26 protein-coding genes are annotated in these 23682 nt (G+C 52.4%); 10 read left to right on the top strand and 16 right to left on the bottom strand.

What is annotated here, in order from left to right; genetic code table 11:
* Positions 1 to 82: 82 nt before the first annotated feature.
* The 4 genes from CJP46_RS15185 to CJP46_RS15170 all read right to left on the bottom strand — a co-directional run bounded on the left by CJP46_RS15185 (position 83) and on the right by CJP46_RS15170 (position 4487).
* A complete protein-coding gene (locus CJP46_RS15185) occupies positions 83 to 865 on the bottom strand; it encodes an ABC transporter permease (RefSeq protein WP_373558007.1) in 783 nt (260 codons plus the stop codon).
* 89 nt (positions 866 to 954) lie between these two features.
* The gene (locus CJP46_RS15180) at positions 955 to 1725 is read right to left on the bottom strand and encodes an ABC transporter ATP-binding protein (protein ID WP_094596442.1); all 771 of its coding nucleotides are present in this window, start codon (positions 1723 to 1725) and stop codon (positions 955 to 957) included.
* A 23-nt stretch (positions 1726 to 1748) separates the two neighbouring features.
* The gene (locus tag CJP46_RS15175) at positions 1749 to 2759 is read right to left on the bottom strand and encodes an ABC transporter substrate-binding protein (protein ID WP_094596441.1); all 1011 of its coding nucleotides are present in this window, start codon (positions 2757 to 2759) and stop codon (positions 1749 to 1751) included.
* A 210-nt stretch (positions 2760 to 2969) separates the two neighbouring features.
* Positions 2970 to 4487 (bottom strand): carboxypeptidase M32, encoded by a 1518-nt coding sequence (locus tag CJP46_RS15170; RefSeq protein WP_094596440.1) that lies wholly within the window; start codon positions 4485 to 4487, stop codon positions 2970 to 2972.
* 123 nt (positions 4488 to 4610) lie between these two features.
* Here CJP46_RS15170 and CJP46_RS15165 point away from each other — a divergent pair, with 123 nt between their 5' ends.
* The 6 genes from CJP46_RS15165 to CJP46_RS15140 all read left to right on the top strand — a co-directional run bounded on the left by CJP46_RS15165 (position 4611) and on the right by CJP46_RS15140 (position 8337).
* On the top strand, positions 4611 to 4934 hold the full coding sequence (locus tag CJP46_RS15165) for an iron-sulfur cluster biosynthesis family protein (protein ID WP_179281176.1): 324 nt from the start codon (positions 4611 to 4613) through the stop codon (positions 4932 to 4934).
* A gap of 49 nt (positions 4935 to 4983) precedes the next feature.
* Positions 4984 to 5547, top strand: a complete 564-nt coding sequence (locus CJP46_RS15160) for a beta-class carbonic anhydrase (protein WP_094596438.1) — start codon at positions 4984 to 4986, stop codon at positions 5545 to 5547.
* A gap of 240 nt (positions 5548 to 5787) precedes the next feature.
* Positions 5788 to 6348: a PadR family transcriptional regulator gene (locus CJP46_RS15155; RefSeq protein WP_094596437.1), complete on the top strand. Its 561-nt coding sequence runs from the start codon at positions 5788 to 5790 to the stop codon at positions 6346 to 6348.
* 138 nt (positions 6349 to 6486) lie between these two features.
* Entirely contained in the window at positions 6487 to 6924 is a 438-nt protein-coding gene (locus CJP46_RS15150) for a hypothetical protein (RefSeq protein ID WP_094596436.1), read from the top strand.
* Between the two features lie 5 nt (positions 6925 to 6929).
* Complete coding sequence (locus tag CJP46_RS15145) at positions 6930 to 7226, top strand: YxcD family protein (protein WP_094596886.1); 297 nt, start codon at positions 6930 to 6932, stop codon at positions 7224 to 7226.
* 166 nt (positions 7227 to 7392) lie between these two features.
* Positions 7393 to 8337 carry a hypothetical protein gene (locus CJP46_RS15140; protein ID WP_094596435.1) on the top strand — a complete coding sequence of 315 codons (945 nt, stop codon included), beginning with the start codon at positions 7393 to 7395 and terminating at the stop codon, positions 8335 to 8337.
* Positions 8338 to 8509: 172 nt separating this feature from the next.
* Here CJP46_RS15140 and pdxK read toward each other — a convergent pair whose 3' ends face one another.
* A complete protein-coding gene (gene pdxK / locus CJP46_RS15135) occupies positions 8510 to 9322 on the bottom strand; it encodes a pyridoxine/pyridoxal/pyridoxamine kinase (protein ID WP_094596434.1) in 813 nt (270 codons plus the stop codon).
* A 276-nt stretch (positions 9323 to 9598) separates the two neighbouring features.
* Positions 9599 to 10762, bottom strand: a complete 1164-nt coding sequence (locus CJP46_RS15130) for an alpha/beta hydrolase family protein (protein ID WP_094596433.1) — start codon at positions 10760 to 10762, stop codon at positions 9599 to 9601.
* A gap of 222 nt (positions 10763 to 10984) precedes the next feature.
* Here CJP46_RS15130 and CJP46_RS15125 point away from each other — a divergent pair, with 222 nt between their 5' ends.
* A complete protein-coding gene (locus CJP46_RS15125) occupies positions 10985 to 11248 on the top strand; it encodes a hypothetical protein (RefSeq protein WP_094596432.1) in 264 nt (87 codons plus the stop codon).
* A gap of 97 nt (positions 11249 to 11345) precedes the next feature.
* On the opposite strand, the gene CJP46_RS15120 is transcribed toward CJP46_RS15125, so the two are convergent.
* Positions 11346 to 12299, bottom strand: a complete 954-nt coding sequence (locus CJP46_RS15120; protein WP_094596431.1) for an aminoglycoside phosphotransferase family protein — start codon at positions 12297 to 12299, stop codon at positions 11346 to 11348.
* 44 nt (positions 12300 to 12343) lie between these two features.
* Positions 12344 to 12748 carry a CBS domain-containing protein gene (locus CJP46_RS15115; RefSeq protein WP_094596430.1) on the bottom strand — a complete coding sequence of 135 codons (405 nt, stop codon included), beginning with the start codon at positions 12746 to 12748 and terminating at the stop codon, positions 12344 to 12346.
* A gap of 397 nt (positions 12749 to 13145) precedes the next feature.
* On the opposite strand from CJP46_RS15115, the gene CJP46_RS15110 reads away from it, so the two are divergent.
* Together CJP46_RS15110 and CJP46_RS15105 are read left to right on the top strand one after the other, a co-directional pair.
* Positions 13146 to 13661 (top strand): sigma-70 family RNA polymerase sigma factor, encoded by a 516-nt coding sequence (locus CJP46_RS15110; RefSeq protein ID WP_094596429.1) that lies wholly within the window; start codon positions 13146 to 13148, stop codon positions 13659 to 13661.
* Complete coding sequence (locus CJP46_RS15105) at positions 13658 to 14509, top strand: AMIN domain-containing protein (RefSeq protein ID WP_094596428.1); 852 nt, start codon at positions 13658 to 13660, stop codon at positions 14507 to 14509. The genes CJP46_RS15110 and CJP46_RS15105 overlap by 4 nt, the downstream gene beginning before the upstream one ends.
* A 116-nt stretch (positions 14510 to 14625) precedes the next feature.
* On the opposite strand, the gene CJP46_RS15100 is transcribed toward CJP46_RS15105, so the two are convergent.
* The 3 genes from CJP46_RS15100 to CJP46_RS15090 all read right to left on the bottom strand — a co-directional run bounded on the left by CJP46_RS15100 (position 14626) and on the right by CJP46_RS15090 (position 18177).
* Positions 14626 to 15810, bottom strand: coding sequence for a hypothetical protein (locus CJP46_RS15100; protein ID WP_143812978.1), 1185 nt, complete (start codon positions 15808 to 15810; stop codon positions 14626 to 14628).
* Positions 15811 to 16041: 231 nt separating this feature from the next.
* Entirely contained in the window at positions 16042 to 17196 is a 1155-nt protein-coding gene (locus CJP46_RS15095) for a serine hydrolase domain-containing protein (RefSeq protein ID WP_094596426.1), read from the bottom strand.
* 168 nt (positions 17197 to 17364) lie between these two features.
* The gene (locus tag CJP46_RS15090; protein ID WP_256992352.1) at positions 17365 to 18177 is read right to left on the bottom strand and encodes a helix-turn-helix domain-containing protein; all 813 of its coding nucleotides are present in this window, start codon (positions 18175 to 18177) and stop codon (positions 17365 to 17367) included.
* 134 nt (positions 18178 to 18311) lie between these two features.
* Here CJP46_RS15090 and CJP46_RS15085 point away from each other — a divergent pair, with 134 nt between their 5' ends.
* Positions 18312 to 19121 carry a phytanoyl-CoA dioxygenase family protein gene (locus CJP46_RS15085; protein ID WP_094596425.1) on the top strand — a complete coding sequence of 270 codons (810 nt, stop codon included), beginning with the start codon at positions 18312 to 18314 and terminating at the stop codon, positions 19119 to 19121.
* Between the two features lie 112 nt (positions 19122 to 19233).
* On the opposite strand, the gene CJP46_RS15080 is transcribed toward CJP46_RS15085, so the two are convergent.
* From CJP46_RS15080 to CJP46_RS15060, 5 genes are read right to left on the bottom strand one after another with little or no spacing between them, the layout of a single operon-like run.
* On the bottom strand, positions 19234 to 19710 hold the full coding sequence (locus tag CJP46_RS15080) for a GyrI-like domain-containing protein (protein WP_094596424.1): 477 nt from the start codon (positions 19708 to 19710) through the stop codon (positions 19234 to 19236).
* A gap of 59 nt (positions 19711 to 19769) precedes the next feature.
* Entirely contained in the window at positions 19770 to 21254 is a 1485-nt protein-coding gene (locus CJP46_RS15075) for an effector binding domain-containing protein (protein WP_094596423.1), read from the bottom strand.
* Positions 21255 to 21256: 2 nt separating this feature from the next.
* The gene (locus CJP46_RS15070) at positions 21257 to 22036 is read right to left on the bottom strand and encodes a VOC family protein (RefSeq protein WP_094596422.1); all 780 of its coding nucleotides are present in this window, start codon (positions 22034 to 22036) and stop codon (positions 21257 to 21259) included.
* 4 nt (positions 22037 to 22040) lie between these two features.
* Complete coding sequence (locus tag CJP46_RS15065; RefSeq protein ID WP_094596421.1) at positions 22041 to 22859, bottom strand: VOC family protein; 819 nt, start codon at positions 22857 to 22859, stop codon at positions 22041 to 22043.
* Positions 22846 to 23667, bottom strand: a complete 822-nt coding sequence (locus CJP46_RS15060; RefSeq protein ID WP_094596420.1) for a VOC family protein — start codon at positions 23665 to 23667, stop codon at positions 22846 to 22848. Before CJP46_RS15060 ends, CJP46_RS15065 begins: the two co-directional genes overlap by 14 nt.
* Between the last annotated feature and the right edge of the window lie 15 nt (positions 23668 to 23682).

Genomic DNA, 23682 nt, shown 5'->3' with positions numbered 1-23682 from the left:
AAGGCTCCCTGGAATAACGACAAAGTCCGTTGCATGCCTTCCCTGTCCCGTCTCCGCAGTACCGGCCACTCCAGGCCGCTCCCTACTGCCGATGCGCAAGCAGCTTTCTTTCGATATAAACGACCAGCTGGTACATGGCGGTGGCGACGACCGCGATAATAATCAGGCTGGCAAGTACCAGCGTAAAGTTGAATACCTGAAATCCGTATATGATCAAATAGCCGAGCCCCATTTTTGCGACAAGAAACTCGCCGACGATCACGCCGACCCATGCCATGCCTACATTAACTTTCAGCGTGGAAATGATCGTCGGGAACGATGCCGGGAGAATGACTTGGTTGAATATTTGCCTGCGGGTTCCGCCAAACGTGCGGACAACCTTGACCAGATTCGGGTCCACTTCCTTAAATGCGTTATAAACGACCAGCGTTGTCACAATAACGGTAATCGACAGCGTCGTAATGGTAATGGCCATAAAGCCTGCGCCGAACATCACGATGAAGATCGGACCGAGCGCCACTTTCGGCATGCTGTTGAATACGACCATATACGGATCCAGTACTTTTGAAAGAAACGGCGACCACCAGATCAGAACAGCCAGCAGCGTCCCCACAATCGTTCCCAGCAAAAATCCGACGACCGTCTCGCCCACCGTTACGCCCAAATGTCCCCATAGCTCGCCGCTGACCGCATCCTTCCAAATTTGCGCGAACACTTTGCTCGGATAGCTGAACAACAGCACGTCGATCCATTTCAAACGTCCGGCAACTTCCCACAAGGCAAAGAACAGCACAAGAATGGCCATCTGCACGGACAGTACCTGCGTCCGCTGCTTGCGCCGGCGGCGCAAATGATCTTGATGCAGAGCATCGAGACCGGAATTCCGGTCTCGCCGGATTACTTCATCCGATCTAAGCACGCTGTTCACACGCGCCGCCTCCTTTCTTACATTGATCAGTCTTCCTCCGACTCCATCTCGCGCCAGATTTCATGAAACAATTCATTGAAACCTTCCTCCTTTCTGGCGTAGAAAGGCTGCGTATCCCGTATATGCCCGGGTACCTCAAAGGTTCGGCGGATTCGGCCCGGATTTTTGCCGAGCAGAATGACCCGGTCGCTGACGGCCACCGCCTCGGATAAGTCATGCGTGACCAGAATCGCCGTCTTTTTCTTCTCTCTCAGCGTTCCGGCAATCAAATCTTCAAGCTGCAGCTTGGTCTGATAGTCAAGGGCTGAGAAGGGCTCGTCGAGCAGGAGTAACCCCGGGTCGGTCGACAGCGTCCGTACCAGTGCAACCCGCTGCCTCATTCCACCCGACAGATGCTGCGGGTATGAGCTGCCCGTTCCTACCAATCCCATTTCGTCAAGCAGCTGCGTCAGATTCGCCATCGATTCCCGCTGCAGGCGCCCCGTCACCTCGAGCCCGATGGCCGCGTTTTGAAGGATCGTGCGCCAAGGAAACAAATAATCCTGCTGCAGCATATACCCGACATCCGGCGAAGGCCCCTCCACCTTCCGTCCATACACGAGCACCTCGCCCTTCGTCGGAGGCAAGAGCCCGGCGATCATGGACAGAATCGTCGTTTTTCCGCATCCGCTCGGTCCGACCAGGCTGATGAACTCCCCGGGATTCACCGCCAGATTGAGTCCTTCGACAGCCAGCGAAGCTTCTCTGTCATTGACATATACATGCGTCAAATTTTTAAGTTCGACTACCGGCTCCATGCGCACGATCTCCTTTCTAAATTTTATTTCACGGACGATTTGGCCTTTTCGGCAAAACTGTTGTCTACGATGGCGGAGGCAGGCACCTTCTCCTTCAGTTCACCCGCCTGATCCATGACATCCAGCAGGTTGTTCCACTCCGTCTCATCCACGACGGGATCTGTGGCATAAGTCCCCTGATCCTTATACCGTTTGACCGACGACACGACAATATCCTTGTCGGTGTCCTTGAAATAAGGAAGAATGACGTCAGCGATCTCCTCGGGAGTATGCTGCTGCACCCAATTTTGCGCCTTTTGGAGCGCGTTCGTAAATTTCTGGACGGTTTCCGCATTTTTCTTGATATAGCTCTGCTTGCTCATAAAGACCGTATAGGGCAAATGTCCGCTCTCTACCCCGAATGAGGCGACGACATGCCCTTTGCCTTCTTTTTCAAAAATCGAGGCCTGCGGCTCAAACAGCTGCACGTATTCGCCCGTGCCGGACAGATACGCCGAAGCGATATTAGCAAAATCGATGTTTTGGATCAGGTTCAGATCCTGATGCGGATCGATGCCATGCTTTCTCAGCGTAAACTCACCGGCCATCTGCGGCATGCCGCCTTTGCGCTGCCCGAGAAAGGTTTTCCCTTTCAGCTGATTCCAGTCCAACTCACCCTCATCCTGTCTCGATACGAGGAACGTGCCGTCCGTCTGCGTCACCTGTCCGAAGTTGATCACCGGATCGTCCGATCCCTGCTGATATACGTAAATCGACGTCTCGGATCCCACCAGGGCCACATCGATGGCACCCGAGAGCAGCGCGGTCATCGTCTTATCCCCACCGGGAATCGTTTGCAGCTCCACATCCAGTCCTTCTTCCTTAAAAAAACCTTTCCCAAGCGCCACATACTCCGGTGCGTAAAATACCGAGCGCGTCACTTCGCCGATTTTGACCTTCACGTCGCCTTTGCTTCCGGAGCAACCGGACAGCACGGCTGCGCAAAGGAGAACCGCCGCAAGCACCAGGGCGAATCCACGTTTTCCCTTTCTCATTGTCATTGTCCTCCATCCTTCTTCGCGTTCCAGCCATATGCCATCTTATGCATGCGCCCAGCAAAGGGTTAAACATGGCCCGGGCGAAAAAAACACCCCTGCCATTTCCTCGGGAGCCGTGGGGCTCCTTTATGGAAGTGACAGAGGTGCTTCAGCGTCTAACGTAGCGCATGTATGGTTAGATCTTCGGTTAAACGCTCCAGTGCAAAATTACAATTGATAAATTTCTTTGTATTTGGTTTCCAGGTAATCGGCCAAATAATCCGGGTTCAGCTCTTCTCCGGTCACCTGCAGAATGATCTCAGAGGGCTTGCGGCTCTTGCCATAGCGGTAAATTTTCTCAATGAGCCATTCGCGGATCGGAGCCAGTTTGCCTTCCTTAATATGCTGATCCAGCTCAGGCATCTCCTTGCGCAGCGTGTTCATGATTTGCGCAGCGTACATGTTGCCTAGGGAATAGGAGGCAAAGTAACCGAAATCCCCGCCGGACCAGTGCACGTCCTGAAGGACACCCAGGCTGTCGCTTGGCGGCGTTATGCCGAGGTACTGCTCGTATTTCTCGTTCCAGACCTTAGGCAGATCCTTAACCTCAAGCCCTTCGTTAAACAGCATCTTCTCGATTTCATAGCGGATAATGATGTGCAGGTTATACGTCAGCTCGTCGGATTCGATCCGGATCAAGGAGTTTTCCACGCGGTTTACGGCCCGGTAGAAATCATCCAGCTGCACGTCTTTCAGCTGCTGCGGGAAATGCTGCTGCACTTCGGCGTAGTAGCGTTCCCAGAAGGCGCGGCTGCGTCCGATCATATTTTCCCACAGACGAGACTGCGACTCGTGAATGCCCATCGACGTCCCCTGGGCGAGCGGCGTTCCGGCCAGCTCCTTGCTTACGTTTTGCTCGTATAGGGCATGGCCCCCTTCATGAAGGGAGCTGAACAGCGCGCTGGTCACGTCGTCCTGAATATAATGGGTCGTAATCCGAACGTCTCCCGGGTTCAGGCCCGTCGCAAATGGGTGCACGCTCTCGTCCAGACGTCCCGCCTCGAAATCGTAGCCCATCTCCCCCAAAATGAAATGGCTGAGCTTCGCCTGCTGCTCCTGCTCGAACAGCTGGTCCAGGAAAGTTGTATCCGGTTTGTTTGGGGATGCCGCGATCGCCTCCACCAGCGGCACGAGCCGGTCACGCAGCCTGCTGAACACCTGGTCCAGCTTATCAACCGTCATATCCGGCTCATATCTGTCCAGCAGTGTATCATAAGGCGTTCCCTTGACGCCCCAATATCCGATGAATTCCTTCAGGATGCCCACCAGCTTCGTCAAGTTTGGCTCGAGCAAGGCAAAATCGCTCTTCGCCTTCGCTTCCTCCCAGATCGTTTGGGAATGGGACGACAGCACCATAAATTCCTGAAATTTCTCCGCGGGAATGCTCTTGTTCTCGTCATATTCTTTTTTACATTCGTCAACGATTCTTCTGGAAATATCGTCCAGCCCCGCATAGATGTCAGGACGAGTCAATTCCTCCAGATAAGAGCCCATCTCATCCGAAATTCTGAGTCTAAAATCTTCCGCCGACAGCATCCCGATCACTTCGGAACGCTGCTCCGCTCCTTTACGAGGTGCCCCCGTCCGCAAGTCCCAATGCATCAAGCTGATGGCTTCGTCATAGCTTCTGATTTTGCGGACCAGACCGAGAAAGGAGTCCAATGTCGCTTTTGCTTCTTTTTCCATTATTAGGTTCACCTCACGCCGAATTTTTTCTTCCTTCTTGATGATACTTTTACTGGAAAGTATAATCAATATTTAATAGACGCTATTATCCTTTTTACATAGGGAAGGAGCCTGAAACCTGCCGTGGATATCCAAGTTACCGAAACCGCCAAAACGTATATTGAGACGCTTGCCGGCTCGGAGTCGGCCATCATCCGGCTTGCCTACGATTCCGAAGGCTGCGGCTGCGGCGTTAACGGGCTGCCGGCGCTTTGGATCGTTTCCGCCAAAGAAACCGACGATTTGGAAATACAGAGTAATCGTCTGCATTTCGTTATTCACCGCCTGCAGGCGGTTTTTTTCGAAGAGCATTTATACCTTGACTCCGAAAAAAACGATCCATCGTTCCGGCTTACCGGGGACGGCCAGCTGTACGGTCAAAATATCAGGCTAGTGGATAAGCGTTGACGCCTTACATCATTGCATCATTACCCAACTATGGAAGGAGCAATTCATTATGACAACCGTTTCGCAGATTTTGGAGTTCAACCAGCAGTTTGTAGAAGATAAAGAGTACGAAAAATACATCACCGGCAAGTTTCCCGAGAAAAAGCTCGTCATCGTCACCTGTATGGATACGCGGCTGGTAGAGCTGCTGCCTAAAGCGATGAACGTCCGCAACGGCGACGTGAAGCTTATCAAAAACGCCGGAGCGATCATCTCGCATCCATTCGGAAGCGTCATGCGTAGCGTCCTCGTCGCTTTGTATGAACTGAAAGCTGACGAGGTCATCGTCGTCGGGCATTTGGACTGCGGCATGGCGGCGCTCAACGCGGATCAAATGATCCAGCACATGAAGGAGCGCGGCATCACCGATGAGGTGCTGTCTACGCTGGAGAACTCCGGCATCAAGCTGAACGAGTGGCTGCGCGGATTCGATAACGTTCAGGATGGCGTGAAAGGAACCGTGGGCTTGATCAAAAATCACCCGCTTCTCCCGCCGGGCTGCAGCGTTCACGGCATGGTCATCGATCCGAAAACGGGCCATCTCGATCTGGTTGTTGACGGTTACGATCAATAGAATACGCTTGGATTGATGAAACACGGATGAAGACCATCCGTGTTTTTCTATTTTGTGAACAACATGCAAGATCCCTGCACCGTCCCTTCTCCTCAAGCTCGATCTCCCTTTGTTAGCTGTATTTCACACATTTTATTCCTGCCGATCAGCGCTTTCCAGTCATGACCTCAGGTTGAAAACCATACAGTTTAAGTGTACACTTTGGATGAAAAGAACATCTCACGTATAGGAGATATGCTAATGAATACACTTTCCTATGGACTACTAGCTTTCCTTGCACGGGGACCCGGATCAGGATATGACGTGATGCTCAAGATTCAGCCGTTCTGGCAGGCCAAGCACAGCCAAATCTATCCGCTGCTGGCGCAAATGGAGGAGAACGAGCTGCTGAGTTCCCAATGGGTGAAGCAATGCGACAAGCCGGATAAAAAGGTATATTCCATTACGGACAGCGGCATCCGCAAGCTCAAGGAATGGATGTACAAACCGCTTCCCGATCCGATAACCCGCGACGAATTATCGATGAAGACCTTCTGTATGTGGATGACCGACAGGGATAACGCAATCGATATCGTGGAAACCCGCAAATCCTACTTCATCCGCCGGCTGGAATCTTTCCAATCGATGCAGGGCAAGGTTACGGAGGAACATAAGAAATTCGGAACCCGGGAATTTTACGATTACATGCTGATCCAGAAAGGTATCTTTAATGCTGCAGCCGGTTTGGAATGGTGCAACTGGGTTCTGGGCATATTGAGAGAATGCGAGTATTCCGATCCTCCGTCATTAGTCAATTCGTAACACTTAAGCATCAGGCATCATTCATCTATTTTCGGCAAAAATTAATTTAATTAATTTTGAAACCTTAAGACATTTGGTACGTAATGTATTATCAGATAGACATGCTTTGACCATTCTCAGGGAGGTATATTTCAAACCATGAAAAAATCATTGCAGAAGTGGATGCTGATTGCATTGGCGTTTACGTTCTTCTTCGCCGTTACCGTACCGGATAACGCGGACGCCAGACGTGCAGGCGGCGGATTTAAATCCGGCACAAGATCCTACACGAACACGCCGAGCAAGTCGACGCCGAACAGCAATGTCAAAAAGTCGACCAATAACACCTCGAGCACGGCCGGCACAACGGCAAAACGCGGCTTTTTCAGCGGCGGCAGCTTCATGAAGGGACTTATGATCGGCGGATTGGCCGGACTTCTGTTCGGCGGCATGTTCAGCAACATGGGATTCATGGGTGATTTCTTCGGATTGATCATCAACCTGCTGGCCATCTACGTTCTCTTCTCGCTCATCCGGGCCGGGTACAGAGCGTTCCGCAACCGGAAGCGACCGAATCCAAATGACGGACGGTACTAATCATGTTGATTCTGACCATGGATGAAATCGTGAACGCGATCTGTCTTCATATCGCCGAGCGCAAGCAGGTTCGTCCGACGGATGTGCAGGTGGAGCTCAGCTGGGATGAGGAAACGGGTTATTCCGCTGAGGTTTGGGCGCAGGGACGGAGCCAGTTTTTGGTCGAGTCCAACATGATTGAAGCCATCCTCCGCTACCTCTACAGCGAATATAACATCCGGGCTTACCGCGAACAGGTGACGCTGGATTTGGATGAAGAGATCACGGCGCATGTTGATGTTGAGGTTGAACAGGCGTATTAATTCTATACAGAAGGCTGAGTGTCCGATTCGGATGCCCAGCCTTCTTTTCATTTCCAGGATTTATTTTCGCCGTTATCCTTGACATGCGTTCCACCACCTGCCTATAATTCCCCTAATTAGGGAGCCTCTGTCATTGGTGCAGATTAGCTCAAGGGAGGGATAGCGGGTGTCCGAAGAAACCAAAAGACGGATTCAAGCGGACCGAACATCGGATCAGGGACCGTTATGTGAAACATTAAGCAAACAGCTGCCTGGCTCGGAACTGAACACGCTGCTGCTGCAAGTGTTCAGGGAACGGACCAGGGCGGCGAATGCTTCCGATTTGTTGAAAAGATACCGCGACAACCGGTTTGTCAAACCGTCCGAAGTGTCCGCGCTCGATTTAAAACGGCTGGAGCTGGACGTGCTCGAAATCGCCGATGCGCACGCCTTTGAACCCATTCAACTCTCCCCTGCCGCCCCGCTCGGGTCGTGCTCGGTCGTCGCCACAGTCGACCAGAACAAGGTCATATCCGCCTTAAGGGGAACCGAGCTTGTGGCGGATGCCACCAACATGCTCGCCCTGCATATCGGCGACGGGTTAAAGACCGGTACGCTGGATAACCGGAGCCGCCGCATCCGGCTCAGCACAACACACCGTCACATGCGAGCCCAGCAGTTTCATGCGCCCGGGATGGTGCCTCATTTCCATACTTATTGCATGGTGTCTTCCGGCGTCGACCAAGGATCGTACAGCTTTGAAATCCCGGCTTTTTGGGAGCATATCAGGGTATATCGGGACATTTTCGACCGGTTGTTCCACAGTCCCGTCAGCGTTGAAATACAAGCCCGCCAAGGATACACGGATCCCGAGGGTCTGGTGCGCCGATTAGCCGAGGCCGGCAAAACGGAATCGGTCGACGTAACCGTCTCCCTCCATTCCGCCAAACAAAATACCGCTTATTACAAAGGTGTCCGATTCACCTTGGTGACCGAAATTCAAGGAAACGCGTATGCGATCGGCGACGGCGGATTCGTCGACTGGACGCAGCAGCTGCTGGGGAATAAAAAGCAGCGGCTGCTGATCAGCGCTATCGGTCTGGAACGGCTAACGCCTCACTACCGGCGCTGAATGATCTCATCTAACTGTCGATACGTCAAAGAAATAAATGAAAAAAGGATGCACATATGTGCATCCTTTTTCTTCGTTGTTCCGAGCAACCTTCTGCAGGTCGTTCCGCATATTCCGGGTTAGCGCAAAAAACTCTCGTCCATTCTCCGCCTGCTGCCGGTTAGCACCGAAATTACCGGTTCAGACGATACCCGCCGTGGAAAACCGGCCCCACGTATTCGTTGAACGGGTATCCGCTGCGAATGGCCGCCGATACAAAGTCTTTGGCTTTGGCCACCGCCTCTGCTACCGTGAGTCCATTCGCCAGTCCGCCCGTAATCGCCGCGGCGAAGGTACAGCCGGCACCGTGATTGTAAGCCGGTTCGATCTTGTCCGTCTCCAGGACGGTAAAGTCCTTGCCGTCGAAGAAGACGTCGATGGCGCGGTCGCCTCCGAGCGCTTTGCCGCCTTTGACGACGACGTTTTCGGCGCCGAGCGCATGGATTTTGCGAGCCGCCTCCTTCATTTCCTCGATGCTTGTCAGCTTGCCCAGACCGGATAGCACGCCGGCTTCAAACAGATTGGGCGTTACTACCGTGGCCAGCGGAAGAAGCAGGTCGCGAATTGCCTCTGCGCTCTCGGGATTCAGCACTTCGTCTTCGCCTTTGCAGACCATGACCGGGTCAATGACCACGTTTTTCTGCTGGTTGCTCTTGATCGCCTGCTCCGCCACGCGGACGATGTCCACGCTGCCAAGCATACCCGTCTTCATCGCATCCACCGGTCCTCCGGCAAAGACCGTCTTCAGCTGCTCGGCAACCAATCCGGAATCCACCGGATATACGTTATGGTGCCAGCCGTTGTCCGGGTCCATGGTCACGATCGTGGTCAGCGCGCTGAAACCGTATGTGCCGTACTCTTCGAATGTTTTCAAATCCGCCTGAATGCCTGCTCCCCCGCTGGAGTCGCTGCCGGCAATGGTTAACGTCTTCATAATCTTCGGCATATGAATTTCCCCTTTGTTCTGCGTAAATGCTTATTTCTGAAACTGAGTTGATTATACCAGAAAATTGTCGAATGCGTTATTCCAAAGACCTCCATATTATGCGTCCAAAGCATATGAAATAGCCAAACGTTGGCATTTCCCCAACAACTGGCTGCATGAAGCTGAAGGTTGGCGATCCTTCTTCTTTCCGCTAGAATTCATAGGCTTTTTCTTCGTGCAAATCATTGGAGCGTATCCGTCAAGCATTTGTCATGCCTTAACCCTTGATGAGAAATGCTAAGGATGGTTTGGTAAGCGGATTGGCGTGCTCATGACGCATCCCCGCGCATCGATGATTTGAAGAAAATACGCCTGGCTGTCCAAGGGGATTCGGGCTCTGATCCATTGGGTACTGCCTTGGACATACGCACTTAAAGAAAACCATTCCACGCTGAACCAGTCGGAACGTTCTACGGCGTAATAGATTTTTGCATCGTTCACATCGACCACGGCATCGTACTTCACATGAAGCCATCCCTCTTCCTCTTCCATATGTACAAGCTTCGTCAAGGTTTGTTTGCCCAGGGCGATCTGGTCGGCAAAAGCATAGATTTCTTTCCGCTTCCAGCCGTTCGCGTGCGAGTGCCCCAATCCAAAGTGAATGCTCAGCATGGACCGCTCATCATGCCGTGAAGCTTCAAACGATTTACTGAATAAAAGGAGGGGAAAATGCGGGTCGTTACTCCAGGTGAGCCACAGCATGGGCATCGTCACTTGACTGAAATAAGCCGAAGGATCCCAGTGCTGTTTTACCCGTTCCGCATCCGGCGCCGGCATTCGCCGAAAACTTTGTCCATACTGATTGTCGGCTTCATACAAATAACCGCATCCGTATACCGGAATGGCAAAAGCGAAACGGTGATCAATACCGGCGATGAGACTTGTCACAATGCCTCCCCATGAAATACCATGGATACCGGTCCGTTCCAGATCAATGTCCGGTAAGGACCGAAGAAAAGAATGGGCCAGCATAACATCCGCCGCAGCGTGATACATCCACTGGTCTTGCAGAGGGCCCGTGTAATCCGCGAATACCCCCTGGCGCGCCGGTCCGCGCAAGCGATGAACTGGCCATTCGCCGTTCTCGTTTTTGTTGGCGGGAACATGGCCCTCCAGATCCATCGCAATGGCCGCATATCCACGCTTCGTCCAGATGCGTATCCATTCCTTAAAGGCAGTTCCCCCTCCTCCATGCACCAACACGATGGCCGGAATCTTCCCATTTAGGCCTTTTTCGGGAAGGCCATAGTACGCAAAAACATGCGTAGGGTGACCCTGATACGCTTGGCCTTCATAAAAGATGGCCCTGATCCCCCCATCGTCCATCTCTGTGCAGGAGTACACCTCAGGAGTTTGGAACAGCAGATCCAAATTCCAAAGGTTCGTTCGATGTTTGCCCATAAACCCCGAATCCACTTCAATCACCGTCCTTTTTCTCAAGCCTAACACTCAATCGCATTCAGCGGCTTTCACTGCACTAACGAATGTTTGTAAGAAATGAACTTGTTACGGATTTGCAAACAAGGGATAAGGATGCCGATGTCCTGCAAGGTTCATGTCTAGCACGTTTCATATCATTTCTGCATTAAATATAGCGATCTACTAGAAAAGAGGTGAGACGCTATGTCCCGTCGTGTGAACGCTACCCGGCAGCCGGACCTCGTATTGATCAGCTGGTCCAGAAACCCGCTGGTTCCCGGTTCTGCACGCAGGATCGTCGCTGCCCGTGTCATCGGCAGTGCCTCTCCCTGCAGGCAAGACCTAAGACCCAACGCACTGCTCAGCACTGCATTGGCTTGTCTACAGGATCATGATGTAGGATTTAAAGTGGTATTCCGCAAAAAGACTTCCGATATCAGCGGGTATCTGCTGCTGCAGCGCAATTGATATCTATGAAAAGAGGAGGAAACCAAACGGCTTCCTCCTCTTTTCACCTCGCGTATGATTATATAAACATGTAAGATCAAACTCAGTAAGCACGGGATCATTTGATTTCCAGCAACTCTTTCTCTAAACTCTGAAGGGTCGATGTTCGTTCTGACGGCGATTGACGGTCAAACAACAGCTGTTCAACAAACTCCCATACATCCTCCAACTTCCGACTGATTTGGTAGAACAGTAGCGTCTTGCCATTCAGCCTGAAATCGGGATGAAATTGCCGATAAATCTGCATAAATTCATCAAAGTAGGGTTGGTCTACCACAAACATCAGGTCAGCTTCCACAGGAGCTAGCTTGAGGCCCTCCCAGTCAATCAGCATCAGCTGAGGGTGGCTTCGAGGCTGCATCATATTCCAAGGATGGATATCCGTATGGCACAGCGCGAGCGGAAGGGTGCTTCGTTGTAACTTAGCTGATAGTTCATCAGCATGGAAGATCATCCGATTCAACGCTGCAAGGTATGGCCCCAGCAGATCCTTCAAATCGCCTGGAAGATCGATGCCCTTAGTCGTCAGGATATCCTTCAGGCTTGATGTAAACGGCAGCTCGAAATTCTCCTCGAGATTTCCGGTTTGAACAGGTATCTCTTTGCCGCAGCCATGCAGTTCGGCCACGATGGCCGAGAGCTGGCAAATTTGTTCCCGTGTTAGCGGATTGTCCCCAATGGTCTCTCCATCAATATAGTCATAGAGGAGATAGATGCCATAATCATCTTCACAACGATAATGTCCATGGGTCGTCATGATCGGAACAGGAATTTTCCCCCGCAGCCCTGTAGAGCGCTCCAGCCAGCTTATGACGGGTACATACTGATCAATCCGCGCGGTCCATTTGGGCGTGGATGCCCTGGCTTTTTCATATACCTTCAGAAAGTAGGAGCGGCGGCTTTCCGTTACCGTCACCTTATAGGCGAGCGCGGCCCATCCGCCCTTCTGCCGGAAAATTTCCACCTGCTCCAGTCCGTAATACATGCTCAGGATCGTTGTGAACTTGTTCATTCGCTTCATTCACCCATTGTTTCAGTTTTGGTCAGACCGTATAGTCAATCACTAATGTTGCTCGTGTAATACTCGATAATGACCTTGCGGCGGATAATGCCGATAAAAATCTGGTCATCGTCCACAACGGGTACAAAGTTTTGGTCGGCGGCCAATTCCAGCATATCTTCCAAATGCGCATTGATTGAAACGCATTCATTTTTAATCCGGCGCTTAATCTCATGGACCTGGACGGTATCCAAATTTTGAAAGCTCAGCCCGGGGGTATTTTTCAATTTCCATAATAAATCCCCTTCGGCCAGCGTACCCGCATATTTCCCCTCGTCATCAATAACGGGGATCGCCGAATACTGGCTTTGCTCCAGCTTGTCCATAGCTTCCTGCATATTGGAAGAAGAATGGATGTAAGCCACCTTGTCTTTGGGGAACAGAAAATCGGATATTTCCATCGAACAAATGCTCCCTTCTCATTCAATTTGCGCCGCAATGTGCGTCTGCAGTGGACAAGAGCGATTTACCGCTCGCTCTTTACCTTTGTTTTAGTGTAGCATACTCGGAAAAAAGAGAAAACTTCGAGTAGAGCGGAGTCACGGTATCCAGGGTACGCGGACACAAGCTGCCTGCTCCCCGCTCAAATACAATCGACACTCTCTTCCTTCGCTTGTATCTCATTGTCACCTGATCATACATAGGAAAATTTACGGCTGCTGAAACTTTTTTGCTTCCTTTCCTGTCTAACGATCGCATGCCTATGCAGAAACACACAGGAACACATGAAATTTGTCCAGGAAGGAGCGGCATAGTGATGACCAAACTTACGCAGCCGCTGCAAAAGAGGTGAACCCCATGATGAATCGCCCCTTGCATCTAACGGAGCAGGAGATCAGCGAGCGAATCGACGCATGCAAGGAGAAGTTGTACCGTTTAGCTTTTTGTTATGTAAAAAATGAACATGAAGCGCTTGAGATCGTCTCGGAAGCGGCTTATAAAGCGTTTCTTTCCTTTAAAAAACTGAAGCAGCCCCAGTACTTTGAAACCTGGATCTCGCGGATCGTGATCAACTGCTCGATTGACCATTTAAAGCGGAAACGAAAATATACGTACATTGAGGATACATCGCAGCCGCTGGCGGCCAAGGAAAGTACGCTGACGGTGGAGGAAAAATGGGATCTGTATGAGGCTCTCGATCTTCTCCATCCTGAAGACAAGGCCTACATCATCTTGAAATTTTTTGAGGACCGGCGTTTTAGCGATATGGCCGAAGTGCTGTCCCTGCCTGAAAACACGGTCAAAACAAGATTTTACCGGATCTTAAACCGGTTGAAAAAGCAGTTGACCCAAGGAAAGGTGGATGCGCCATGACAGGCAAAGAACAATTCGACAACATCGAGATTCCGGCCGGTCTTTCCGAAATCATTCAGGACGCCCGCCGGCGTGCACGGACAAAGAGACACGGCGGGAACGTGAGGCGCGGGTCCATCGTAACGGCCGCGGCATGCGCCGCCGTACTGATCACAGCCAATTACCCCGGTGCCGCATCGGCCATGTCCGATGTCCCCGTGCTCGGACAGATCGTCAAGCTGCTGCAAATCGGCGGGGGAGGAGAACGGACGGACGGCGTTTCGGTAACGACGCGGGCCCATTCAGACACGCTTGACATTCATTTTGCCGCCGGCGGCGATCAGACATCGGCTGCTCCGGCCTATACGGTTCAGAGGCAGAACGGCCCCGATCGTTTGATTTTCACGTTTAACGGGGTGCGGAATCTGAATCCCGATCAACTGGAGGCAGACATTCGCACGCTTGCCTATGTGAAGGACGTGTACCGGGACATCATTTTGGACGACTCCGCCATTCGCTTTGTCGTTGAGCTTAAGGACCACACGGATTATACGGCGACTGAATTCAAGCAGCCGGGAATGATCCGGCTGAGCCTCTTCCCTGCTGAAAATGCTCCGGCCCCAAATAAACTCTATTTTATCCGGAGCCAGGAAATGAAGCAGGGCGAATCGTTGGCCATCCTGGAAGAACAGTATGCTGCAGAAGGCAGCAGCGTGGTCAAGACCCGCAGCGGCAGCTTCGCGATGGTGATCGGCAGCTTCGCCACCCAGGCGGATGCGGACGCCGTTTTGGAAAAACTGAAGGCCCGGGACGACTACACGGAGCCTCTGACCGTGGACAGCTGGATGGGCAATGAGCATCCTCAATGAGTAGACAGCAGTCCGCATCCCTATAAGCAAAAGCCCATCAGGCGTCTATACCGCCTTGGATGGGCTCTTTGTTCTGATCATTTTTCATGCATAAATCGTCAGGCTTCAGGGGTCCGCTAGTTCTGACGGCCAGCAGCGTCAAGTTTCATGAGCTTATAAGACCCGTCCGCGGTGCCGATGAGCAGCGTCTGCCCGTTCTGTAAAGGCTGTACGAATTCACCCGCATTGTAGTTGGCGCGGTTAATCACTTTCGACCAATTCGTAACGCCATCAGGACTGATCCCCCATACCCATTGGCGGGATACCGTCCCGTGCCAATCTTCATTTACTTTACCCGTGGCGATGAAACCGCCGTCTGAAGCAGGCTGGATATCGTTCGCCATACTGCGGTCAAACGTAGAATCGAGTACGCTTGTCCACTGCAGCATGCCGCTGTGATCAACCGACAGCGCATAGCCTGTCGTCAAATACCGGATGGGATCGTTCGGGTTCGGATGGTTGTAATAGCCGGCGGCCACGATACTGCCGTCATTTGCTTCGGCGATCGACAATACGTCAACGTTCTGGGAGTCATCAGCGACCGCGATCGATTGCTTCCACTTGACTTGACCTGAGGGGGTGAATTTGGCCAGCACAACATGACCCTTCTCCCCGTCCTGATACTCACTGCCGGATACGACAAACCCTCCATCCGACGTGTGCTGCAGGGAATGAATCCGGTCAAAGGCAACACCTTCCAGATCTCCTTCATGCAGGACTTTTCCTGCTTCGGAAAATAGGATCCAATGGAGCAAACGGCTATTGGACGTGCTGCCCGGTACATCCATTGCAGCCGCATACTTTCCGTTTTTCAGCTGATCCACCGAAGCGATGTAGCTGTCCGCCTTCTGAAGGGCATAACCCCACTCTTTTTGGCCTTTTTCGCTCACCTTTAAAATCTGTGACCCGCCTCCAGCAATATACCCCTTGTCCTGGGCGTGATGGAATTCCGCGATATATTCAAGCTCCTGTTTGGGAAAGCTGATCTCCTCTTTGATTTGGCCATAAGCGCCGATGGAGTGAACAACAACCTGATCGCCTTGGATTCCGGCATACGAAATCTGGTTCATACCGTGTTCAAAAACTTCACCAGCACTTACATCCAAGTCCGTGTAAGAGAGCATTTCCGGAGGTTTCAGGGCGGATGGTTCCGCAAATACACTGCTGCCCGCCATTATACCCCATAGGCTTACTGCTGCCCCAAGCAGCCATCTCCGGACATTCGTTTGTTTCTTTATTGGCTTCGTTATCTTTATTATCATTTCATCAGCTCCTTGTCGGAATTGGGACTCGTTTCCATTATGGGCGGCGATCCCCTCTCCAACAAGCGACCAAAGGGCCGGTTCACCCCCTGCCAAACTGACCAATGGACAAGTACATTCAGACTAGATTCGTTGCGATCAAACCCATCTACTGAAAAAAAGTATGAAAGCGGCGATCCTTTCGCCAAGTTGAGCATAAAGCAGTCAGGCTCGGGCCTGTTCAGCTCGTAATTAATCCAGCGCGCCGTAGACGACGTTGCGGATCCGGTTGGAAATGTATGGCTCGCGACTCGGCAGCATCTGCTGCATGTACACGAGGGTCAGTTCTTCCTGCGGGTCGATCATTGCCCAGGAACCGGCCATGCCGGCCCAACCGAATTCTCCGATCGAGCTGCCCGTGCCGCCCGCCGCAGGATCAATCATCACCCGAACGCCAAGCCCATAACCGTATCCGCTTAAGTGCCCCCAATTGTAATCGTTCTTTTGCTGAGGAGTTAGATGGTTCGTCGCCATCAACTGAACCGTCTTCGGGCTCAGCAGCCGGAAGCCATCCAATTCCCCTCCTCTGACAAGAGCTTGTGTGAATCTGGAGTAATCGCCGATCGTCGACAGCAGCCCGCCCCCGCCGCTCTCGAAGCGGCACTCCGGTTGATATGGGGTTTCGAGCGAGTTATTTGGGGATAACGTTCCGTCTTCCGCAAGATTGTACATCACAGCAAGACGATCACGCTTGTCTTCGCCGATCCGGAACGAGGTGTCCTTCATGCCCAGCGGATCGAAGATTTCCCGCTTCAAATATTGTTCGAACGTCTGTCCGGACAGCACTTCAATCAGCGCGCCAAGTACGTCGTGACTGAGGCCGTACTGCCAGTGCGTTCCGGGATCGAAGGCGAGCGGAACTTCCGCCAACGCGCGCGTAAAGGCACGCACGTCCATCGCCGTCAGCGCATTTTGGTAAATCGGCGCCGTTAACCGTTCCGTCTCCGATCCGTTCCCGCCATAGGTGAGACCGGACGTCATCGTAAAAAGATCCCTGATGCGAATAGGACCGCATGCAGCCGTGGCCGAATTGGTACCGCTTTCATCTTGACGAAATACCGAAGGCTGCTTGAACTCCGGCAAATATTCGTCCAGCGGATCATCGAGCAGGTAAAGTCCACGTTCATACAGCTGGAGCGCTGCTGCGCAAGTAATGACTTTCGTCATGGAATAAATGCGGTAAATGGTGTCCGATTGGATAAGCTGCTTTGTTTCCAAATTCGCATATCCGAAATTCTCGTCGTAGACCGTCTCTCCTCTGCGCATCACCAAGCATGCGCAGCCGGCCGGTCCTCCTTGTTCCATATACCTTTTGAACAGCGGGGTCAATCTTTCAAATCCGTTCATCACCATTCCCCTTTCATAAAATACTTGCAGCTAGAGCTTCGCAAGCGGCCATACTGCCTCTCCTATGCATAGGTCCAAGCTAGCCGCCCGATTCGTGATCGTCTCTCCCGTTCATATATACCACTATTGGGCTGCCAGGTTCAAGACTAGTTCCCCCACTTAAGAGCCCTATCCTGTCGTAGGGGACGGGTTGCGGTATTCACGGGGCGTAACTCCGTAATATTTACGAAATTGCTCGGCAAAATGGTTGTAGTTGCCGAATCCCACTTCCATGGCGGCCTCAGATGCCAGCCTCCCGGAATGCTTCATCAGCAGGGCCGCTTGGCGGATCCGCATTTGATTGACATGCTGCAAAATGGTGTGGCCCGTCTCTGCTTTAAACAAATGAGCCAGGCGGGAAGGGGACAGCCCTACCTCCCGGGCCAAAAGATCAACCCGGATCTCCTCCTTCATCCGGCTGGAGAGGATGCCCAGCGTCTGTTCGATTCTGGGGTCCACCCTTTTCTTAGACCGCTGGGCAAGAAGGAGCAGCACCTCACGGATCGCGTTCTCGCATAAAGGCTTCCACAAAACCGATCTTTCGCGCGAATCCTGAAGGACGTAGCGAAACGACCGCTCGATTCGGTCTCTGATGCGTTCCTCCGACAGCGTTTCAATCAGGATGTCCTCTTCGGGTAGATAGGCGTTTTCAGGGAGTCCGGGATAATGAACCCACAAAAAATTCCAGTATGTTCCACGAACCGTCCCGTACTCGTGCGGCACGCCTGACCTGAGCAGGCCAAGCTGCCCCGATCCGCACTGTTTCTTTCCACCGGGTGTCAGGAAATAGCCTTCGCCGCTGAGCGTATAGACCAGCAGCCAGTCCCGCATTCCACTAGGCCGGTGAAGCCTGTAGGTATCATCTTTTTCAAAATAGTCACCGAATATCGCTGTGCCGGAGTTTCCTTCAAGAACGTCTGGTTGATGGACATACTCTGTCACATTCGTAACCTCCCTTCTTTCGGACGATAGCAGGATTCCGTGACTAAATAGCAGGATTCCGTCTTCACCTTAACATAGAGTTACCGTATGCTATTGTCAATCAGAATTCATTACGAATCAGGGAGGGACACAACATGCAAGGGAAGCCGAAAGTATTGACGGAAGAACAGCTGCGAATGTTTGAAACGGAAGGTTATTTGATCGTAAAGGGTCTGTTTCAGCCGGAAGAATTGAGTGACATTGACGCTACCTTCGAAGAGATCGGCAATACCGTCGTGCCCGGACATTTTGAACCGGTGCTCGATCAGGATTCGAGCGATCCGCTGAAACGATATCCACGGGTTATGCATCCCCACCGGTTCAATCCAAGCGCAAAAAAGTATATGCTCCATAAACCCGTGATGGATGTGCTTGCCGATCTGTACGGCGAGGAGGCGCTTGCCGCACAAAGCATGTTCTATTACAAGCCGCCGGGCTCGCGTGGGCAAGCACTCCATCAGGACAATTTCTATTTGCAGGTCGAACCGGGTAACTGTATTGCAGCCTGGACCGCAATCGATCCGGCGGATGAAGAAAACGGCGGGATGCTCATCGTTCCCAAAACGAGCGATTATGCGCTCGTCTGTCCGGAGGAGGCGGATTCCAGCGAGTCGTTTACGACCCACTTGGTCAAGCCGCCCAAAGACAGAAAAGCCGTGCCGGCCATCATGGACCGGGGAGATGTCCTGTTCTTCAATGGAAACCTGATCCACGGGTCATACCGCAACAAATCGCAGAATCGCTTCCGGCGTGCTTTTATATGCCATTATGCCAACGCCTCCGCAACCCAGATTAGTACATTTTATCGGCCGTTGTTCCGCCAGGATGGAAGTGAAGTCAATCTCGATATCAATCCGGACGGCGGTCCTTGCGGCATCGAATTTGGCACCGCCTACCCGCATTAAACCTTTATGAACTTCCAACCATTCACCACGTCTCAACCGGTAGGGGCAGGATTTCACAGCGGCTCCCCCAGGCAAACGGCTTGGAGGAGTCAGCCCCTTCTATTCCGTGAAATCACGATACAATCGGTATGAGTATCTCTACCTGCTCTTCCTCTGCTTCTTCATCAAGATAGTAGACTTCGACCGGGCAGGATTGGTCCAGAAATTTCTGCCGGTAGCCCTGTTCGTTCATCCACCTGAAAACAATGTCGTAGGCTTCGCCGATCGTCTTGTTCGTACAGCTGATTTTGGCATAGTCCTGTATAGGCAGTTTAAATCCGATCATCCCATCGGGAACGTAAATCAAGCTGCTTACTTCCAGACAAGCGAAATAAGTGGCCACGATTCCGTTGCACATATATGGCGAGGATATGACCCGTGTATCCTTCGCCTCTTTGATTTCGGGTATTCTCGGGTAAAACTCGCGCTGTACTTTGACCGCTGCTTCCGGGAACCCCTCTGGAAAATTTGCTGTCGTGCATTGCCCGATGAATGCAAACTCCCTGGTTATCGTTTCGCAAGTAAACCTGCCTGCATCCTTTGTCTGCATCGAACTCACCATCTCCTATGCTCAGTTGGTCGCTTCCATCGGAACCATTTCGATCACGCTCAGCTGTGACCCTTGTGCTTCGCATAAGTTTCCAGGAGCAGCGTCACCGGAACACCATCGATCATCATGCCATCGAGGCGGCAGTCACTTATGTTCACACCGCTTAAATTACAACCTTCAAACTGGGCGATGCTAAGATCGCTATCGCGGAAGATGACCGGTTCCACGTTGACCCAGCCGTCGGTTCCAGGTTCCCCTTCCAAGCGGCTTTCGTCCGCATCGGGACGGCGGATATGCTCAAAAATCGTGCCTCCCATTTGGATTTCGTCCACATGAACGTTTGAGAAATACACATGCTTCCATTTGGCCCCAACAAAGTTTACGTGACTCAGTTCGGCACTCCGCGAATCGATGCCATACAGACGGGCATCCTGGAAGCTTACCATCCGGATGCTTTCTCCCCGAAGGTCCTGCAGAACGTGACCGCCTTTCTCATCCACGACGATCTTGTCCGTCAAACGCCGATCGACCAGACGCCTGCGGACCGGAAAATACATCTCGAATACGGAATTCTCATCATCCGCTCCAAGGAAGCGTTCATCATGCCGTTCGTATTCAAAATCGTCGACCGCATCGTATTCATGTTGCTGCAAGCGCCAGAACCCATGGAAATAATCCCACACCTGACCGAACCCGGCGGCGTTCCCGCGATAGGTGATGACTACGCAGTCATCCCCCGGAACCGTTACCTCTGTCATCCCTTCCGGAACTTCGGCCTGCGATTCCGCTTCGACTTCCACTCCGGCGACATACCGGAAGTTTTGCTGCGGTCCAAAAGGCGGCTCATATTGATACAGTCCGATCGTCGCAAACGGTGCCTTCACACCGGCGATCTCACCGATCCTTGGCATGAAACTAGCCCAAAACTTCGGAATGGCATACCCGGCTTTCGTCTTTTGTTGGTCTATAAACGTCTCCATCCCGATGACTCGCCGCGGGCGACCTTGCCGTACCTCCACATTGATGACGCCAGGGAATCGGTCCGGTGCCTCAAACTTTGGTTCGTCTTTGATCGGAGCATAAATATCATAATCAAAGTAGTCAATGACATCAGCCGCAATCTCAAAGGGATTTACCGGTTGAAGCCGGTTCATTTCAAATCCAAATGAACCTTCCCTAACATCCCTTTCATAAGGCCCCTGCTCAAACCACCCGAACAAGGCGCCGTACGCCTCCTCCATATGAGCCCGATTCCCACGGACCGTGAGCTTGGCAAATCTTTTCGCCGGAATCGTGATTTTCTCCAGTTCCGCCGGCAGTCCGTCGAAATGGTCAACCACTATGCCAACCCATAACGTGGTCACTTCCGTTGACCATTGCCACTCCGGAATGAACACATACCCATGATCCCGATCCGCAACCGCAGGCTCATGATCAAGCCATGCAGCCACTTTGGCCCATGCTTCCCGTACAAGGCGTCCATCTCTCGGAATTTGCAGCACGGCCGCTTTCATCTCCGGCCTTTCCACGATTTCTACGTTCATGTTCACACCCCCGTATGATCTTGGCAAATCATGATGATGTTGCCGTCCTCATCCCTGATATTGAAGAAGGATACCTGCCGAAGCCGCTGGATGCCGTAGACGATGTCGAATCCGATCTCCTGCGCTTCCTTCGCGGCTTGATCGATGTCATATGTACTTAGTTTAAAAAGAACAGGACCCTTATCGGGAACCGGAACATCTTCCATACCGTTGGAATCCAGCATCATCTCCGAACCATTGTCGAGATGAAACAAATGAAGATGATCGTAACGGTCCTGTTCCCGAACCTCAAGACCCAGCAGCTTCGCATAACGATCCACCGCATGATTCAGGTCCCTAACCCATAAAAATACGGATTGGATATGAGGGTCGATGCTGCAATGGGCGCGGCTGCCGTCCACCCCGCCGAACGCCAGGTGATATCCGTCCGGATCGGCGACCACGAACTCCTTCCAGGGACCGCCGTCCGCGTAAACCGTTGGCTCCATGGCGATGATGGCCCCTTTAGACCGGAACTCCTCATACAAGCTGTCCAGCGCGGCCCAAGTGTCGACATAAGCCGAGACGTCGATTCCGAGTTCCGAACCAGGTTCCGGCAGGTTGGGATAAATCCGGGCAGAATCCGGTGACTGATGGAGCTTGAGCGCAAGCCCGGACAGTCCGTCCCGCTGGGCCCACCAATCCGTCACGTCAAAACCGAGAACGTCACGGTAATAGGCTCTGGATCGAGCCAGATTCGATACGGATAATACCGTTAGTGAACTGCTGATTTGTTTAGGCATGTCTTCATTGTCCTCCTCCAGGGTGCATTTGCGCGATCACGATCCGGTTACCGTCCGGGTCCAGAAGCGCAAATTCGCTTAGGTCAGGGAAGCGCTGCGGTTCATCCGCCAAGTCAAACCCGTTTGTCCGCACGAATTGGAGTGCCGCGTCAAAATCCTCCGTTTCGAAGAAAAATAACTCCGTAAACGACTCCCGGTTCAAATGACGGTTGTGGTCAAGCAGCAGCACCGCCCCGGATGCTGTCGGAACGGAATAAATCCGCTGGGCCGCAGCCGCATCATCATATTCCACGCCAAGCAGACCCGAGTACCACTGAGCAGCCGCCGGCATATGCTTCACGTCAACAAATACGCCGCCGATTCTCGGCGGGATCGGACTTTGGCTTAATCCTGCCAAGGATGGGTCATCCTCGCGGTTCTCGGCCCAGCACGCCATCTGTACGTTCCCTTCCGGGTCACGGAAGTTGAAGTAGGCCATCGGCCCGTGTCTTTCCGGTTCAAAGAGCGGTGTGCCATGTTCCCGAATAAAAAAGTATGCCTCGTCAATATCCGTAGCCGGGAACATGATGCGCGGCATCACGTCTTCACTCCAATCCGGATTTTGCCTGTTCACCGAATTGGAATCAAGGATCAGATGCGTTCCTTGAAAATCAAACCAATACACCGGTCCGCCGCTCAACCGGTCTTCCTTGATCGGGAGTCCCAGCAGGCGGCTGTACCACTCCGCCGATCTGCGAAGATCATTAACATGCACAAACACGCTCGCAATCCGGTTCTCGAACGGAATCGCCGTTTTACGGATCATTTTTTCATGTTGAGACAACCTGAATCAGCTCCTTTTCCGAAATACGTATGATTAAACCTTCCGGAGAACAAATGTGAAACCTGTTTACTCCATCCTGCTGCCGGCATGGCTCCACTGTGGCGCCTATTTGGGATAACTGCCGGTAAGCATCGTGAATGCTGGACGTTTGCAGCGAATAATAAGCCTGGCCGTTCATCCTCCGCAACGCTTGTCGATGCAGTTCCTCGCCCATAACAATCATCGTAACGATGGTTTCTCCCTTGCCGATTTTGAGGTCTGCCCCCTGACCCCAATGGTTTACCAGCTCAAAACCAAGCATGTCGGCGTACCACTGGATCGAGGACTCCAAATCCAGAACGGGAACAAAAACGGCAAGAATCCGGTGAAACATCGGGGGAACCGGTCCGGTAGCCGGCGTATAGAAGAGCGAATTTCTCTTTTCATGGCAGATCCCCATCACGTTTCCGTATGGATCGGTCATCTCGCAAACGTTCATATAAGCCGTCTGCATCGTTTCCGTGACCGGGATGTTCCTGGAACGAAGCCACCCGCAGTGTAGATCGTCCCAATGACTATAAAAATTGAAGCATGGAACGTGGCCGCGGGCATCCAGAGGGGGAAGCGGCTGACAATGCTGGCTCCCGGCGGGTTCCGTCAGTGTTAGCAACGTTTCGCCATCGTGTATCCGGAGGTCGATCTCCTTGCTGCCCCTCCGCCCGATCCGAAATTCAAACTCGTTGACGTACCATTCCGCAGCCGCCTTGGCATCAGGTACCGGTAAAATGACACTGTCGATGCATGCAAACGAAGCGCTGCCCGATGGCATGATACTCTCCTCCTC

It is taken from the genome of Paenibacillus sp. XY044, assembly GCF_002257645.1.
Classification (GTDB): Bacteria; Bacillota; Bacilli; order Paenibacillales; family Paenibacillaceae; genus Paenibacillus_AQ.
This window is presented reverse-complemented; position numbering and strand designations above follow the sequence as displayed.